Genomic DNA, 13,986 nt, shown 5'->3' with positions numbered 1-13,986 from the left:
GGTGCGGGCCCCGGGTCAGCTCGCCCGGTACTGGTTCCAGGCGTCGCTCATCCGCGCGACCTGGCCGGCGGTGAACTGGTACATGCAGGAGTCCTGCGTGTAGTCCATGTAGTTGTGGATCGGGTCCACGCCCGGCGAGGCGCACGAGTCGGCGCCGACGGGGCAGTCGAACTGCGGCCCGGCCTCCGCCGGGGTGTCGGCGACCTGGTCGCCCTTGCCGTTGCAGCCGCCCTGGAACGTGTGGTAGAGCGCCAGCCAGTGGCCGACCTCGTGGGTGAGCGTGTCGCCCAGCGCGTACTTGCCGGCCGTGCCGCCGGGCATCGACTCGTCGAGGATCACCACGCCGTCGTTGGTGCTGAGCTTCCTGGTGGGGAACGTGGCCCAGCCGAGGAGGTCGTCGCCGATGCTGGCGGTCCAGATGTTGAGGGTCTCCTTGCCGCCCTTGCGGGTCGCGGCCTTCATCTCCTTCTCCACGCCGCCGGGCGTGACGGTGTACCAGGCGTCGTTGACGGGGTAGGTGAAGCCGGCGAGCTCGAAGCGGAACGGCGTCGCGGCCGACGCCTGGGTGCCCGTACGGCCCGTGTAGGCCTCGTTGAGGACGTCGAGCTGCGCCCTCGCGAGCTGGGTGAGGCGGTCGCGGTCGGCCTGGGTCGCGGTCGTCGGGGTGACGATGTGGAACCACGTCGGGACCGTCACCGACCCCGCGGCGAGGGTGGAGGCGTTGTCGAGCGTGAGGTACTGCTCGCCGGTGCCGGCGAAGGGCTTGGGCTCGTTGGCCTTGGCGCCCTTGCGCACCCGGGCGTTGGCGGCGGCCTCGTCGCCGTGCTCGTCGCCGTGCTCGTCGGAGTGGCCGTCGACGCACTCGGCGGCCTTCGGGGAGAACGGCGCAGCGGTGGCCGGGATCGCCGCGGTGGCCGAGAGCGTCGTGGCGACGAGCGCCATCGAGCCGGCCACCACGAGACCCCGCAGGGAACGGGAGTGTCGCATCCGAGATGTCCTGTCTGTGTGACGTGGGAAGGCAGCAACCTAACCGGGCGACCAGCAAGAAGAACAGGCCCTCGTCGCGATCTCGTGGACAACCTCTTCCCGTGGTCTGCCCCGGCTGTCAGATTTCCGCCGTGGACGCACTCGAGACCTGGACCCGCAGCGAGCACACCTCCGACGTCGACGGGCGCCCGACGACGCACCCCGTCTGGCGCAAGGGCACCGGTCCGGGCGTCGTCGTGATCCACGAGATGCCCGGGCTGACCGCGGGCGTGATCAGGTTCGGCGAGGAGCTCGTCGCCGCCGGCCACACGGTCGTCCTGCCGCACCTGTTCGGGCCGGTCGGCCGCGAGTTCAGCAACCTCGACGTCGCCCGCGCGTTCCCGCGGATCTGCGTCAGCCGCGAGCTCACCAAGCTCGCCCGGGGCGTGACCACGCCGGTCGCCGGCTGGCTGCGCTCGCTGGCGCGCGACCTCCACGCCGAGCTCGGCGGACCCGGCGTGGGGGCCCTCGGCATGTGCTTCACCGGCGGCTTCGCGCTGGCGATGATGGTCGACGACGCCACCGTCGCCCCGGTGGTCTGCCAGCCCAGCACGCCCTTCATCGGACTGCCCGGCCGGGCCGCGGACCTCAACCTCTCCCCCGCCGACGTCGGGGCCGTGCGCCGGCGCGCGGCCGACGGCTGCTCCGTCCTGGGCATCCGGTACGCCTCCGACCCGCTGGTCGGGACACGCTTCGACACGCTGACGTCGTTGATCGGCGACGCCTTCATCCGCGTCGAGCTCGAGGGGAAGGGCCACTCGACCGTCACCGAGCAGCGCTCGCAGGTCGCGGTCGACGCGATCCTGGAGTTCTTCGCCGAGCGGTTGCGGTAGGCCCGCGCCAGGATGCTCAGTCGTCCAACGAGGCGTTCAACCGCTGCACGGTCTCCAGCGCTCCCTGCGAGGTCTCCGGCGCGGTGTCGCGGTAGTAGGTCCACCCGCTGATGGCGGGCGCGAGCGCGTACCCGCGGGCACGCCGGTAGGCGGCCTCGTCGAGGCCCACGGCGTCGCGGTAGACCTGCGCGGCCGACGGGGGGACGTAGCCCCACATCGCGTTGAGCTCGATCGCGGGGTCGCCCCGCCCGGCGCAGCCCCAGTCGATCACGGCCGCCAGGCGCCCGTCGCGCACGAGCAGGTTGCCCTCGTGGAGGTCGCCGTGGAACCAGCGCGGCTCGCCGACGTACGCCGGCGCGTCGAGGGCGTCCGCCCAGACGGCCAGCACCGCGTCCCGGGAGACCTGCGTGGGGTCGGCGCGCCCGGTCCACTCCCGCACCCAGTCGTCGAGCGCGGTCAGCGGCCCGCCGCGCCCGTGGGTCGTGACCGGGCCGTCCATGCCGGGCACCTCACGACAGGCCCGGACGAAGGAGCCGAGCGCGGTCCCCCACTCCTCGGGGTCGAAGGTCTCCTCGTTGGGGTTCGCCCCCTCGATCCACGGCACGACGGTCCACGCGAACGGGTACCCTCGCCCGGCTCGCCCAGCGCGACCGGCGCAGGGATCGGCAGCGGGAGGTGCGGTGCGAGCAACCGGCGTACGGTCGCGTCGTCGACGGCCACCTCGTCCGCGTGCATCCCACTCATCGGACAGCACCGTAGTACCGACGAGTAACGTAGGCACGTGAGTTTCCTGAGCCGTCAGGCCGTGATCGCCGCCCTCACCGTCAACGCCCTGCGTCCCCCGCGCGGCCAGCGCTCGGGGGTGCCGTCGTTCGCCGCCGGCTGGCTGTTCGGCGAGACCGCCCCGCAGATGCTGGCGCTCACCGCGCTCGATGCTGCCGCGCACCTGACCCAGGGCCGCCGCGAGGGCGTACGCGCCAAGGCCGCGCTGGCCCTCGCGGGCGCCAGCGCGCTCGGCCTGGCCCACATGGTCCGGCAGAGCCGCCGGGCCGAGGACGTGCTCGAGGACGCCCTCGTCGAGGGCCTCGGCGTCGACTACGTCGAGCAGCTCGACCGGGCGCCCGACCCCGCGGACCTGGCGGTGTCGTGGCGACGGCTGGCGCGGCCGTTCGACTTCGCCGACGACGCCGTACGGGTGATCAGGAACCTCCCCTACTCCGAGGCAGGTCGCCGCGGCCACCTCGACATCTACCTGCCGGCCACGGACGACGCGATCACCGGGGCCCCGGTGCTCCTGCAGGTCCACGGCGGCGCGTGGATGATCGGCGAGAAGGAGCACCAGGCGCGTCCCCTGATGAACCGGATGGCCGCCCAGGGCTGGGTGTGCGTGGCGATCAACTACCGCCTGTCGCCCCGCAACCCGTGGCCTGCGCACATCGTCGACGTCAAGCGCGCCATCGCGTGGGTGAAGGACAACATCGCCCGCTACGGCGGCGACCCGGACTACGTCACCATCACCGGCGGGTCCGCGGGCGGCCACCTCGCCGCGCTGGCGGCACTGACCCCCGGTGACCCGGAGTGGCAGCCCGGCTTCGAGGACGCCGACACCTCGGTCCAGGCCGCCGTCCCGTTCTACGGCGTCTACGACTTCGCCGGCTCGACCGGCCTCACCAACGCCATCGGGATGCGCGACGCGTTCCTGGGCCCGCGCGTCCTGCAGACGACCTGGCAGGACGCCCCGCACGTCTACGAGGCCGCCTCCCCCATCCTGCGGATCACGCCCGACGCCCCCGACTTCTTCGTCGTCCACGGCGAGCTCGACACGCTCGTCGCAGTGGAGCAGGCGCGGCTGTTCGTCGCCGAGCTGCGGCGCACGTCGAGGAGGTCCGTGGTCTACGCCGAGCTCCCCGGCGCTCAGCACGCCTTCGACGTCTTCCACTCGATCCGCAGCACGTACGCCGTGCGGGCGGTCGACCGCTACCTCACCTGGCACTGGAACACCTGGCGCCACGGGCTCGCAGCCGACAGCGGCGTCGAGCCCGAGGAGATCGACCTGATGGACGAGGCCGACAGGGACGCAGGGTGACCGCGCCGGACCGGTCGCTGCCCGCGGACCTGCTCGAGCACGCCCGCGCCACCAAGGGCTTCATGCCCGAGGACGAGGGTGGGCTGCTGCACCGGTGGGCCCGCGTACGCCTCCCACACGGCCCGGCCCTCGAGGTCGGCACCTACTGCGGGAAGTCGGCGATCTGGCTCGGCGGCGCCGCCCGCGAGGTCGGCGGCACCGTCTTCACCGTCGACCACCACCGCGGCTCCGAGGAGAACCAGGCGGGCTGGGAGCACCACGACGACACCCTGGTGGACGCCGCGACCGGCCTGATGGACACCCTCCCGACCTTCCGGAGGACCATCGCGACCGCCGGCCTCGAGGAGCAGGTGGTCGCGGTCGTCGGCCGGTCGGAGACGGTCGGTGCGTGGTGGCGCACGCCTCTCTCGCTGCTGTTCATCGACGGCGGGCACGGCGTCGAGCCCGCCCGCGCCGACTTCCGCACGTGGCCGCGGTGGGTCGCGGCCGACGGCGTGCTGGTGGTCCACGACGTCTTCCCCGACCCGGCCGACGGAGGGCGTCCGCCGTACGAGGACATCTACCTCCCGGCGCTGGCCAGTGGTGCGTTCACGGAGGTGGAGGCCGTCGGGTCGATGCGGGTGCTACGCCGTACGTCCGGCGACGCCGGCGACCCGCTCGCCTGACCGGCACCCGCACTCCAGGCCGATCTCGGCGAAGTCGGCGGCGAGGGTCGTGCCGCGCATGATGTCGGCACCGGGCGTGCTGTCGGTGAGCGCGTCGAAAGCCAGCACCACCGCCGCAGCCGTGTAGGTCGTCTGCTCGACCGGCCAGTTGACGCCCTGCTCGTCGGGGGCGGTGGGGAACACGTAGCCGGTCCAGTAGGAGCCGTCGTCCGTACGCAGGTGCTGCATGTCGGCGAGCAGCTGACGGGCCCTCTCGCGGTCGCCGATCGCCTCGAGCGCGAGCACCAGCTCGCACGTCTCGGCGCCGGTGACCCACGGGTTGGTGGACACGCACCGGATCCCGAGGCCGGGCTCGACGAAGGTGTCCCAGCGTTCGGCGAGCAGCTCGCGCGCCGCCTCGCCGCGGACCGCGCCGCCGAGGACCGGGTAGTACCAGTCCATCGAGAAGGTCGACTTGTCCAGGAACTGGTCGCGGTGCTCGCGCAGCGCGTGGCCGAGACGGCCGCCGGCGAGCTCCCACTCGACCTGCGGCTCCCCCACCAGCTCGGCGAGCGCGACGCCGGCCCGCAGCGAGTGGTAGATGCTGGACGACCCGGCCAGGAGGGCCTCCTCGTTGACCACGGCCGGCTCGCCGTCGTGCCACTCCTGCGACCACGCGACGCCGCCGAACGGCAGCTGGAGCGACACCACGAAGTCGAGCGCGCGCCGGACGGTCGGCCACATCAGCCGGACGAACGCCTCGTCGCGCGCGACCAGCCAGTGGTGCCACGTGGCGACCGCGACGTACGCCGACATGTTGGTCTCACCGGAGTGGTCCTCGACCTCGCCGACGACGATCTTCAGCGGCCACGAGCCGTCGGCGCGCTGCGTCTCCCGCGCCCACGCGAAGGCGCGCTCCGCGGCGTCGCGGCGTCCGCCGACCATCAGCGCCATGGCCGCCTCGAGGTGGTTCCAGACGTCGGTGTGCTCACCTGGGGTCCACGGGATCGCGCCGGAGGGCTCCTGCATCGCCTCGATCGTCGCTGCGGTCTGCTCGACCCGGGCGCGGGTGAGGACGTCGGTCATGCGGGCTTGCGGAAGTAGAGCACCATGCTCTTCCCGATGAGCGGGTCGAGCACCTTGCCGGCGTACTGGAGCGCCCTGGGGTTCTCCATGATCTCCCAGACCAGGAGCCGGTGGTAGGCCTTGGCGAGCGGGTGGTCGTCGTTGGTGACGCCGACCGCGCACTTGATCCACCAGTAGGGCGTGTGGAGGCCGTGGGCGTGGTCCTTCCCGGTGAAGACCATCGCGTCGCCGGGCGTGCCGTCGTTGGAGCGGCCGGCCTTGGTGACCTTGTCGACGAGCTCCTCGGTCGTGTAGATCCGGACGTGGCCGCCCTCGGCGTTGTGGTAGTCGTCGGAGAGCTTCCAGTTGACGATCTCGGGCAGCCACCGCGGCACCGAGATCGCGAGCGTGCCGCCGGGGCGGAGCACCCGGACGAGCTCCTTGATCGCGTCGACGTCGCGGTGGATGTGCTCGAGGACCTCCGCGGCGACGATGCGGTCGAACTCGCCGTCGGCGAAGGGCAGCGCCAGGGCGTCGCCCTCCTTGACGTCGGCCTCGGCCCCCTCGGGCACCTCGCCCGCCTCACGCATCGCGGCGAACCACTCGCGCACGGTCGCGAGCTCGTCCGCGTCCTGGTCGAACGCGATGACGTCGGCGCCGCGCTTGTACATCTCGAAGGCGTGCCGTCCGGCGCCGCAGCCCATGTCGAGCACGCGGTCGCCGGGGCGCAGGCCCAGCCGGTCGAAGTCAACGGTCAGCACGGTGGCCCTCCCTCTGGCCGGCCCTCTCGGCGTGGAAGGCGGCGATGGTCTCCTCGTAGGCGGCGGCCGTGGCCTCGGCCACGGCACGCCAGCTGAACATCCTCTCGACGCGGGCGCGCCCGGCCGCGCCCATCGCCGTACGTCGCTCCGGGTCGTCGAGCAGCGCGGCGATCGCCTGCTCGAGCTCGCCGACGTCACCGGGCGTGACCAGGTCGGCGCACTCGCCGTCGGGGCCGACCACCTCGGGGATCGCGCCTGCGCGGGACACCACCAGCGGGGTCGCGCACGCCATCAGCTCGGCGGTCGGCAACGAGAACCCCTCGTAGAGCGACGGCACGCAGGCCACCTCGGCCGAGCCCATCACGTCCACCAGCTCCGCGTCGCTGACGCCGTTGACGAAGCTGACCTTGTCGGCGATGCCGAGCTGGTCGACGAGCTGCTCGGTGCGGCCGCCGGGCTCGGGGCGGGTGACGAGCACCAGTGACACGTCGCGCTCGACGGCGAGCTTGGCGAAGGCCTCGAGCAGCGTGGCGATGCCCTTCATCGGGGCGTCGGCGCTGGCCATCGCCAGGATCCGGCCCGGCACGCGCGGCGCGGTCGGGGGGGCGAAGACGTCGTCGACGCCCAGCAGGATCGTCTGCATCCTGGCGGGGTCGACGCCGAAGTCCCGGGCGACGTCGCGACGCGACGACTCCGACGGCGTGAGCACCTTGCGGTAGCGCTTGGCGACCCTGGTCTGCATGCGCAGGAAGCCGTACCACCGGCGCAGCGTGAGGCGCTTGCGCCAGGTCGGCGCGGTCTGGAGGTCGATCCTGCGGTCCATCGTGATCGGGTGGTGGATGGTGGCGACCACCGGCAGGCCGTAGGACTCGAGCGCCAGGATCCCGGTGCCGAGCACCTGGTTGTCGTGCGCGACGTCGAAGTCGCCGGCACGTTCCTTCATCAGTCGCGCGATGCGCGAGCTGAACGTCTTCGGCTCGGGGAAACCGGCCGCGCACATCGTCAGGAACTCCTCGACGTCGATGAGGTCGCGGAACTCGCGCAGGTGCGGCACCCGGAACGGGTCGGGCTCGCGGTAGAGGTCGAGGCTGGGCACCTTCGTGAGCACGACGCCCTCGTCGAGGTCGGGGTATGGCTGCCCCGAGAACACCTCGACCTCGTGGCCGAGGCGGACGAGCTCGCGGCTCAGGTGCCGGATGTAGACGCCCTGTCCGCCGCAGTGGGGCTTGCTCCGGTAGGACAGCATGGCGATACGCACCCGGTCATTATGCCTACTCATCGGTAGGCGACCCGTAGCCGGACCGCCTCCTCACCCCTCGCTGGAGTGACCGGGGAAGACGTGGGCTGTCGGGTCCAGGACCACCGCCGCGTTGTTGACCGCCGTCGCGGCCTCCCCGAAGCCGACGGCGATCAGCCGGACCTTGCCGTGGTAGTCGGTGATGTCGCCCGCGGCGAAGACGCGCGGGAGGTTGGTCCGCATCGACGAGTCGACGACCACGTGCCGCTTCTGCGTCTCCAGGCCCCAGGTCTGGATCGCGCCCAGGTCCGCGATGAAGCCGAGCGCGGCGACGAGGGCCTGTGCCTTGCGCACCTGCGGCTCCTGCCCGTCGACGGTGATCTCGACCTCCTCGAGGTGGCCGTCGCCCCGCAGCTCGGTGACCTGCGCGTTGGTGATGATCTCCACGCTCGAGTCCTTGACCGCCGCCACGGTGCGCTCGTGGGCACGGAAGGCGTCGCGGCGGTGGACCAGCGTCACGGACGCGGCGATCGGCTCGAGGTGCTGGGCCCAGTCGAAGGCGCTGTCCCCTCCCCCGACGACGACCACGTCCCTGCCGGCGTACGGCGCGAAGCTGGGCACGAAGAACTCCATGCCGCGGCCCACCCAGCCCTCGCCGGCCGGCAACGGGCGCGGGCTGAACTTCCCGATGCCCGAGGTGATCAGCACCGCCCCCGCCGTGACCTTGGTGCCGTCGTCGAGGGTGACCACGACCTCGTCCTCGCCGTGGTCGAGCGTGGTGGCCGTGCGGTCCAGCAGGTACGTCGGGTCGGCCGTCGCGGCCTGGGCGACGAGCCCCTCGACGAGGTCACGTCCCTTGATGCTGGGGAAGCCCGCGACGTCGAGGATCGCCTTCTCGGGGTACATGGCGGTGATCTGACCGCCCAGCTCGGGCAGCGAGTCGACCACGGCGACGCGCAGGCCGCGGAAGCCGGCGTAGTAGGCGGCGAACAGGCCGGTGGGGCCGGCTCCGATGATCAGCAGGTCGGTCGTCACGTCGTCCACGTCCCGGATCCTTCCGGTCGGGCGGGCTGCCGACAAGGGCCGGTCCGCGGTGTCCCCGTGCAGCGTCCCCCGTCTGCCGTCCCCCGTCTGCCGTCCCCCGTCTGCCGTCACAGGGCGTCGAGCTCGCTGAGCTTCCACTCCCCGCCGTCGCGCCGCAGCGTGACGAGGACGCGGTCGAGGTCGAGGGTCGGCTCGGCGAGGTCGTCGCCGGAGGTGCGCTGGTTGACGAAGACCAGCACCCGCGCGTGGGTCGCCGAGGCGGTCACGAGGGCGGTGTCGACCACGTCGGCGGAGACCACCGTACGGTCTCGCTGGCTCGAGGTGGCGACGCCCGCCATCGTCCGGTCGTAGCGGTCCTGCATCGCGGTCGTCATCAGGGCGCGCGCCGCAGCCTTGTCCTCGGCGAGCGTGTCCCACGAGTAGCCGTACGCCGCGGCGGCAGCCTCTGCGGCCCGCTCGCGCACGGCGTCCTTCACCGAGGCGGACACCACGGACACGTCCGGGTCGTCGGCGCTGCTGATCCCTGCGCCCGACCCCGGTCCGGGGTCCCGCAGCACCCACACGAGCGCGAGGGTCGCCGCGCACACCAGCACCACGAGGCCCACGATCCAACGCCTGCTCGTCATCATGGTCCGGTCACCGCACGAACTGGAGGTTGTCGGTCAGCCACCGGTCGTCCTCGCGGACGAGCTCGAGCCGCAGGCGGTAGTAGCGGACCTGTCCCTCGCCCCCGGTGCCGGTGTTGGTCACGGTGCTGTTGGCGGCGACCAGGACCGTGGCCGAGTCGGCGTCCTGGTCGCCCACGCCGAGCGCGACGACCTCGGGCACCGAGGTGGCCTCGGTCCGGACGGCCTCGCGGGTCAACGTCTCGCGCTGCGACTCGTACTGCTCGGCGAACTCGCCGGTCGCGCCCGCCAGCACGGCGTCGATGAGCGGGTCCATGTCCTGGTGGTCGACGGTGAGGAAGGCCAGCGCCTCGGCTCGGGCCGCAGCCGCGACGTCCTGCTGCGCAGCGGTCAGCTCGGCGTCGACGGAGTCGCGGGAGGTGACGACGAGCCCGATCGCGACGAGCAGGCCCACGAGCACGACGGCGAGCCCGCCTGCCACCCAGCTCCGTGCTCGTACGCCCACGCGGCGAACCTAGCCCAACGGAGCGTCGCCGTGCGGGTGATCGGCGCGTCCCTAGACTGCATCGTCGTGAGCAGACCGATCCAGTACCTGAGCGCGCACCCGTCCGCGATGCTGCTGGGCGCGCAGCTGCTCCAGGTGCTCGCCTGGCCGTTCCTCGGCGGCTCCACGGTGGGTGGGGCGTTCCTCGGCGTCATCGGGATGCTGGCCGTCGGGTCCGCGGTCCTCGCGGTCCGGCGTACGCCGCACGTGAGCCGGGTCGTGTTCTTCCTCGGCGCCCCGACGATCGTCTTCACGCTGCTCGAGGCGGTCTTCCCGACCACCGACCCGATCGTGCTCGTCTCGGGCCTCCTGCACGCGCCGTTCTACTTCTACGTCTCGTACGCGATGCTGCGCTACCTCTTCCACGACGACAAGGTGACGACCGACGAGTACTTCGCCACCGGCGCCGCGTTCACCGTCGTCGCGTGGGGCTTCGCCTACCTCTTCGCGGCCGTGCAGGTGGTGTGGCCGCAGTCCTTCAGCAACGCGGGCGGCTTCGAGCACTCGTGGTTCGAGCTGCTCTACCTCTCGTTCTCCGTGCTGACCAGCGTCGGGCTCTCCGACCTGGTCGCCGTGGGCGTCCAGGCGAGGTCGGTGGTCATGGTCGAGATGATGACGGGCGTGTTCTACATCGCCATGGTGGTGTCACGCATGGTCGGTCTGACCATCCTGCGTCAGCGCTGATCCGGGCGAGCGGCCGTCAGTCGTCCTCCTCCTCGTGGTCGAGGAGGCCCTCCTTCTCGGCCTCGCGCACGATCCGGCGTACGTTGTCGATGCTGCCGCAGTCGGCGTCGAGCTGCTTGTTGCGCTCGGTCGCGAAGGCGACGCCCAGCTCCGCGCGCACCTGCTCGCCGACCTCCTCGCGCGCCGGATTGAGGATCGTCAGCTCCTCCTCGGTGAGGTGGTGGTTGAGCGCGGTCGCGAGCTCCTCCACGGCATCGTCGAAGGCCTGGGTGTCGGTGCCCTTGAGCTCCAGCACCTTGAGCATGGCCTCGTGGCCCTCGGCGTGCTCCTCCTCGCCGTGCTCGGCCTCGTGCTCGGTGATCGCGTCCTTGCGGCGCAGCTTGGGGTAGACGTGCTGCTCCTCCGCCTCGGCGTGGGCGACGTGGAGGGCCGCGAGGGCCTTGCGCACGGCGTCGCGGTCCGAGGAGCTGTCGCGCAGCTGGCGCATCAGGGACTCGAAGCGGCGGTGGTCCTCGAGGATGAGGTCGATGACGTCGCCGGAGACCGGCCTGCCCAGGTCGATGGGAGTGCTCATGCCGCGAACCTAGCGAGCACCTTCGAGTCGGACCAGTGCACACCTCCGGACGGGTGTGACGTGCCTATGCTGGCGACGTGCCGGAGATCGAGGTGTGGCGACAGTTCGACCACGATCCGCGGAGTCCTGCCAACCGGTCGATCCGGGCGTCGGACCGCGACCGCGCGGTGATCGAGACCGTCCTCGCCGACGCGTTCGCCGAGGGCCGCCTCACCCGCGCCGAGTACGACGAGCGCACCGAGGCCGCGCTCGCCAGCCGTACGCTCGGCGACCTCGTGCCCCTCGTCGAGGACCTGCCCGTCAGCCGGGCTCCTCGGTCAGGAGCTGCCGACATCCGCCAGCAGGCGGTCCGGAAGTGGCAGGCAGACCGTCGGGAGGCGCTGCTGGGCGTGATCGGCCTCTCCGCCCTGCTCTGGACCATCTGGGCAGTTGCGACGCCCGGCGGGTTCCCGTGGCCGCTCTTCCCCGTGGGATTCGCGCTGATGAACCTCGCGCGGATCGTCGTGAACAAGCGCGACATCATCGACGAGCACGCCCGTCGGCTGGAGAAGAAGCAGGAGAGGGAGCTCAGGCGGCGCCCGGACGAGTTCTGAGCTCGTTCCTCACTTCGTCGCCGGCGCTCGCTGCGCTCGCGCTGCTCCTCGCTCGTCGGGTGCGCCACAGACCTCGTTCCTCGGCCCGAGCGCACCACTCCTCACTTCGTCGCCTCCATCATCTGGCGCAGCTCCTTCTTGAGGTCGGAGATCTCGTCGCGCAGGCGAGCGGCCACCTCGAACTGGAGCTCCGCCGCCGCCGTCTTCATCTGGTCGGTCAGCTCCTGGATGAGCACGGCCAGGTCGCTGCTCGGGATGCCGGCGGTGTCGGGGGCGTCCTGGTGGATCCTCGACAGGGCGGGCGTCGGCGACTTGCCGGCCTTCACGCCGCCGGCCCGGCCCTTCTGGCCGACGTCGGCCCAGGTCTTGAGGAGCTCCTGGGTGGTCTCGTCCTCGCGGGCGAGCATCTCGGTGATGTCGGCGATCTTCTTGCGGAGCGGCTGCGGGTCGATGCCGCGCTCGGTGTTGTAGGCGACCTGGATCGCGCGGCGACGGTTGGTCTCGCCGATCGCCATCTCCATCGAGGGGGTGATCTTGTCGGCGTACATGTGGACCTGGCCGGACACGTTGCGGGCGGCGCGTCCGATGGTCTGGATCAGCGACTTGTCGGAGCGCAGGAAGCCCTCCTTGTCGGCGTCGAGGATGGCCACCAGCGACACCTCGGGCAGGTCGAGGCCCTCGCGCAGCAGGTTGATGCCGACGAGGACGTCGTACTCGCCCAGGCGCAGGTCGCGCAGCAGCTCGATCCGCTTGAGGGTGTCGACCTCGGAGTGGAGGTAGCGGGTGCGGATGCCCGCGTCGAGGAGGTAGTCGGTGAGGTCCTCCGACATCTTCTTGGTCAGCGTCGTGACCAGGACCCGCTCGCCCTTGTCGGAGCGCTCGCGGATCTCGTGGATCAGGTCGTCGATCTGGCCCTTGGTCGGCTTGACCACGACCTCGGGGTCGACCAGGCCGGTCGGGCGGATGATCTGCTGGACTGCGTTGTCGACGCCCCCGACGCGGTCGAGCTCGTAGTTGCCCGGGGTGGCGGAGAGGTAGATCGTCTGGCCGATCCGGTCGACGAACTCCTCCCACCGCAGGGGGCGGTTGTCCATCGCGCTGGGCAGTCGGAACCCGTGGTCGACGAGGTTGCGCTTGCGTGACATGTCGCCCTCGTACATGCCGCCGATCTGCGGCACCGCGACGTGGGACTCGTCGATGACGAGCACGAAGTCCTCGGGGAAGTAGTCGAGGAGCGTGTTGGGGGCGCTGCCGCGGGTGCGGCCGTCCATGTGCATCGAGTAGTTCTCGATGCCCGAGCACGAGCCGACCTGGCGCATCATCTCGATGTCGTAGGTGGTGCGCATCCGCAGGCGCTGGGCCTCGAGGAGCTTGCCCTGCTTCTCGAAGGTGGCGAGCTGGTCCTCGAGCTCGAGCTCGATGCCCTTGATCGCCCGCTCCATCCGCTCCGGGCCGGCGACGTAGTGGGTGGCGGGGAAGACGTGCAGCTCGGTGTCGTCGGAGACGACCTCGCCGGTGATCGGGTGCAGCGTCATCAGCCGCTCGACCTCGTCACCGAAGAACTCGACGCGGATCGCGAGCTCCTCGTAGACCGGGAAGATCTCGAGGGTGTCGCCGCGGACCCGGAAGGTGCCGCGGGTGAAGGACATGTCGTTGCGGGTGTACTGGATCTCGACGAGCCGCCGCAGCACCGAGTCGCGGTCGTGCTCCTCGCCGACCTTGAGCCGCAGCATCCGGTCGACGTACTCCTGCGGGGTGCCGAGGCCGTAGATGCAGGACACCGTCGACACCACGATCGTGTCGCGGCGCGTGAGCAGGCTGTTGGTCGCGCTGTGGCGCAGCCGCTCGACCTCCTCGTTGATCGAGGAGTCCTTCTCGATGTAGGTGTCGGTCTGGGGGACGTAGGCCTCGGGCTGGTAGTAGTCGTAGTAGGAGACGAAGTACTCGACGGCGTTGTCGGGGAACAGCTGGCGCAGCTCGTTGGCGAACTGCGCGGCAAGGGTCTTGTTGGGCTGGAGGACGAGCACGGGCCGCTGCAGCTGCTCGGTCACCCAGGCGACCGTCGCGGTCTTGCCGGTGCCGGTCGCTCCGAGGAGCACGATGTCCTGGACGCCGCCGTTGACCCGCTCGACGATCTCCTCGATCGCGGCCGGCTGGTCGCCCGACGGCTGGTAGTCGGAGACCACCTTGAAGGGGGCCACCCGGCGCTGGAGATCGGTGACTGGACGCATGCGTCGAGCCTACGGGCAGGCACCGACAACGGCGTCCT

Annotated in this window: 15 protein-coding genes; 5 read left to right on the top strand and 10 right to left on the bottom strand. The window is 71.4% G+C overall.

The window, feature by feature from the left end; genetic code table 11:
- Positions 1-15 precede the first annotated feature (15 nt).
- The gene (locus IEZ24_RS13380; protein ID WP_191192861.1) at positions 16-987 is read right to left on the bottom strand and encodes a zinc metalloprotease; all 972 of its coding nucleotides are present in this window, start codon (positions 985-987) and stop codon (positions 16-18) included.
- Positions 988-1,118: 131 nt separating this feature from the next.
- Here IEZ24_RS13380 and IEZ24_RS13375 point away from each other — a divergent pair, with 131 nt between their 5' ends.
- Positions 1,119-1,859 (top strand): dienelactone hydrolase family protein, encoded by a 741-nt coding sequence (locus tag IEZ24_RS13375; protein ID WP_242498425.1) that lies wholly within the window; start codon positions 1,119-1,121, stop codon positions 1,857-1,859.
- Between the two features lie 16 nt (positions 1,860-1,875).
- On the opposite strand, the gene IEZ24_RS13370 is transcribed toward IEZ24_RS13375, so the two are convergent.
- A complete protein-coding gene (locus tag IEZ24_RS13370) occupies positions 1,876-2,613 on the bottom strand; it encodes a phosphotransferase (protein ID WP_242498432.1) in 738 nt (245 codons plus the stop codon).
- A gap of 27 nt (positions 2,614-2,640) precedes the next feature.
- On the opposite strand from IEZ24_RS13370, the gene IEZ24_RS13365 reads away from it, so the two are divergent.
- Complete coding sequence (locus IEZ24_RS13365; RefSeq protein ID WP_129454480.1) at positions 2,641-3,945, top strand: alpha/beta hydrolase; 1,305 nt, start codon at positions 2,641-2,643, stop codon at positions 3,943-3,945.
- Positions 3,942-4,610, top strand: coding sequence for a class I SAM-dependent methyltransferase (locus IEZ24_RS13360; RefSeq protein WP_242498426.1), 669 nt, complete (start codon positions 3,942-3,944; stop codon positions 4,608-4,610). The genes IEZ24_RS13365 and IEZ24_RS13360 overlap by 4 nt, the downstream gene beginning before the upstream one ends.
- On the opposite strand, the gene IEZ24_RS13355 is transcribed toward IEZ24_RS13360, so the two are convergent.
- From IEZ24_RS13355 to IEZ24_RS13330, 6 genes are all read right to left on the bottom strand, one after another.
- On the bottom strand, positions 4,569-5,675 hold the full coding sequence (locus tag IEZ24_RS13355) for a prenyltransferase/squalene oxidase repeat-containing protein (RefSeq protein ID WP_129454482.1): 1,107 nt from the start codon (positions 5,673-5,675) through the stop codon (positions 4,569-4,571). The genes IEZ24_RS13360 and IEZ24_RS13355 overlap by 42 nt on opposite strands.
- Positions 5,672-6,415, bottom strand: coding sequence for a class I SAM-dependent methyltransferase (locus IEZ24_RS13350; protein ID WP_129454484.1), 744 nt, complete (start codon positions 6,413-6,415; stop codon positions 5,672-5,674). Before IEZ24_RS13350 ends, IEZ24_RS13355 begins: the two co-directional genes overlap by 4 nt.
- On the bottom strand, positions 6,402-7,673 hold the full coding sequence (locus IEZ24_RS13345; RefSeq protein ID WP_129454485.1) for a glycosyltransferase family 4 protein: 1,272 nt from the start codon (positions 7,671-7,673) through the stop codon (positions 6,402-6,404). Before IEZ24_RS13345 ends, IEZ24_RS13350 begins: the two co-directional genes overlap by 14 nt.
- A gap of 51 nt (positions 7,674-7,724) precedes the next feature.
- Positions 7,725-8,696 (bottom strand): NAD(P)/FAD-dependent oxidoreductase, encoded by a 972-nt coding sequence (locus tag IEZ24_RS13340; RefSeq protein WP_207206761.1) that lies wholly within the window; start codon positions 8,694-8,696, stop codon positions 7,725-7,727.
- 107 nt (positions 8,697-8,803) lie between these two features.
- Entirely contained in the window at positions 8,804-9,322 is a 519-nt protein-coding gene (locus tag IEZ24_RS13335; RefSeq protein ID WP_129454487.1) for a hypothetical protein, read from the bottom strand.
- 10 nt (positions 9,323-9,332) lie between these two features.
- The gene (locus IEZ24_RS13330) at positions 9,333-9,827 is read right to left on the bottom strand and encodes a hypothetical protein (protein WP_129454489.1); all 495 of its coding nucleotides are present in this window, start codon (positions 9,825-9,827) and stop codon (positions 9,333-9,335) included.
- Positions 9,828-9,893: 66 nt separating this feature from the next.
- Between IEZ24_RS13330 and IEZ24_RS13325 the strand changes: the two genes are divergently transcribed.
- A complete protein-coding gene (locus IEZ24_RS13325; RefSeq protein ID WP_242498427.1) occupies positions 9,894-10,550 on the top strand; it encodes an ion channel in 657 nt (218 codons plus the stop codon).
- Positions 10,551-10,566: 16 nt separating this feature from the next.
- Here the strand turns inward: IEZ24_RS13325 and IEZ24_RS13320 are convergent, their stop codons facing one another.
- Positions 10,567-11,124, bottom strand: a complete 558-nt coding sequence (locus tag IEZ24_RS13320; RefSeq protein ID WP_129454491.1) for a hemerythrin domain-containing protein — start codon at positions 11,122-11,124, stop codon at positions 10,567-10,569.
- A gap of 77 nt (positions 11,125-11,201) precedes the next feature.
- On the opposite strand from IEZ24_RS13320, the gene IEZ24_RS13315 reads away from it, so the two are divergent.
- Entirely contained in the window at positions 11,202-11,717 is a 516-nt protein-coding gene (locus tag IEZ24_RS13315; protein WP_129454493.1) for a DUF1707 SHOCT-like domain-containing protein, read from the top strand.
- A gap of 101 nt (positions 11,718-11,818) precedes the next feature.
- Here IEZ24_RS13315 and uvrB read toward each other — a convergent pair whose 3' ends face one another.
- Complete coding sequence (gene uvrB, locus IEZ24_RS13310) at positions 11,819-13,948, bottom strand: excinuclease ABC subunit UvrB (protein ID WP_129454495.1); 2,130 nt, start codon at positions 13,946-13,948, stop codon at positions 11,819-11,821.
- Positions 13,949-13,986: the final 38 nt, after the last annotated feature.

The sequence above is a fragment of the Nocardioides ganghwensis genome, from assembly GCF_014779655.1.
Classification (GTDB): Bacteria; Actinomycetota; Actinomycetes; order Propionibacteriales; family Nocardioidaceae; genus Nocardioides; species Nocardioides ganghwensis.
The sequence above is the reverse complement of the archived record's forward strand: the minus strand, read 5'-3'. Positions and strand labels throughout refer to the sequence as shown.

Excerpts from the sequence above, each read along its gene's own strand:
- IEZ24_RS13380 (WP_191192861.1), bottom strand. The coding sequence starts at position 987 with ATGCGACACTCCCGTTCCCTGCGGGGTCTCGTGGTGGCCGGCTCGATG.
- IEZ24_RS13355 (WP_129454482.1), bottom strand. The coding sequence starts at position 5,675 with ATGACCGACGTCCTCACCCGCGCCCGGGTCGAGCAGACCGCAGCGACG.
- IEZ24_RS13335 (WP_129454487.1), bottom strand. The coding sequence starts at position 9,322 with ATGACGAGCAGGCGTTGGATCGTGGGCCTCGTGGTGCTGGTGTGCGCG.
- IEZ24_RS13320 (WP_129454491.1), bottom strand. The coding sequence starts at position 11,124 with ATGAGCACTCCCATCGACCTGGGCAGGCCGGTCTCCGGCGACGTCATC.
- uvrB (WP_129454495.1), bottom strand. The coding sequence starts at position 13,948 with ATGCGTCCAGTCACCGATCTCCAGCGCCGGGTGGCCCCCTTCAAGGTG.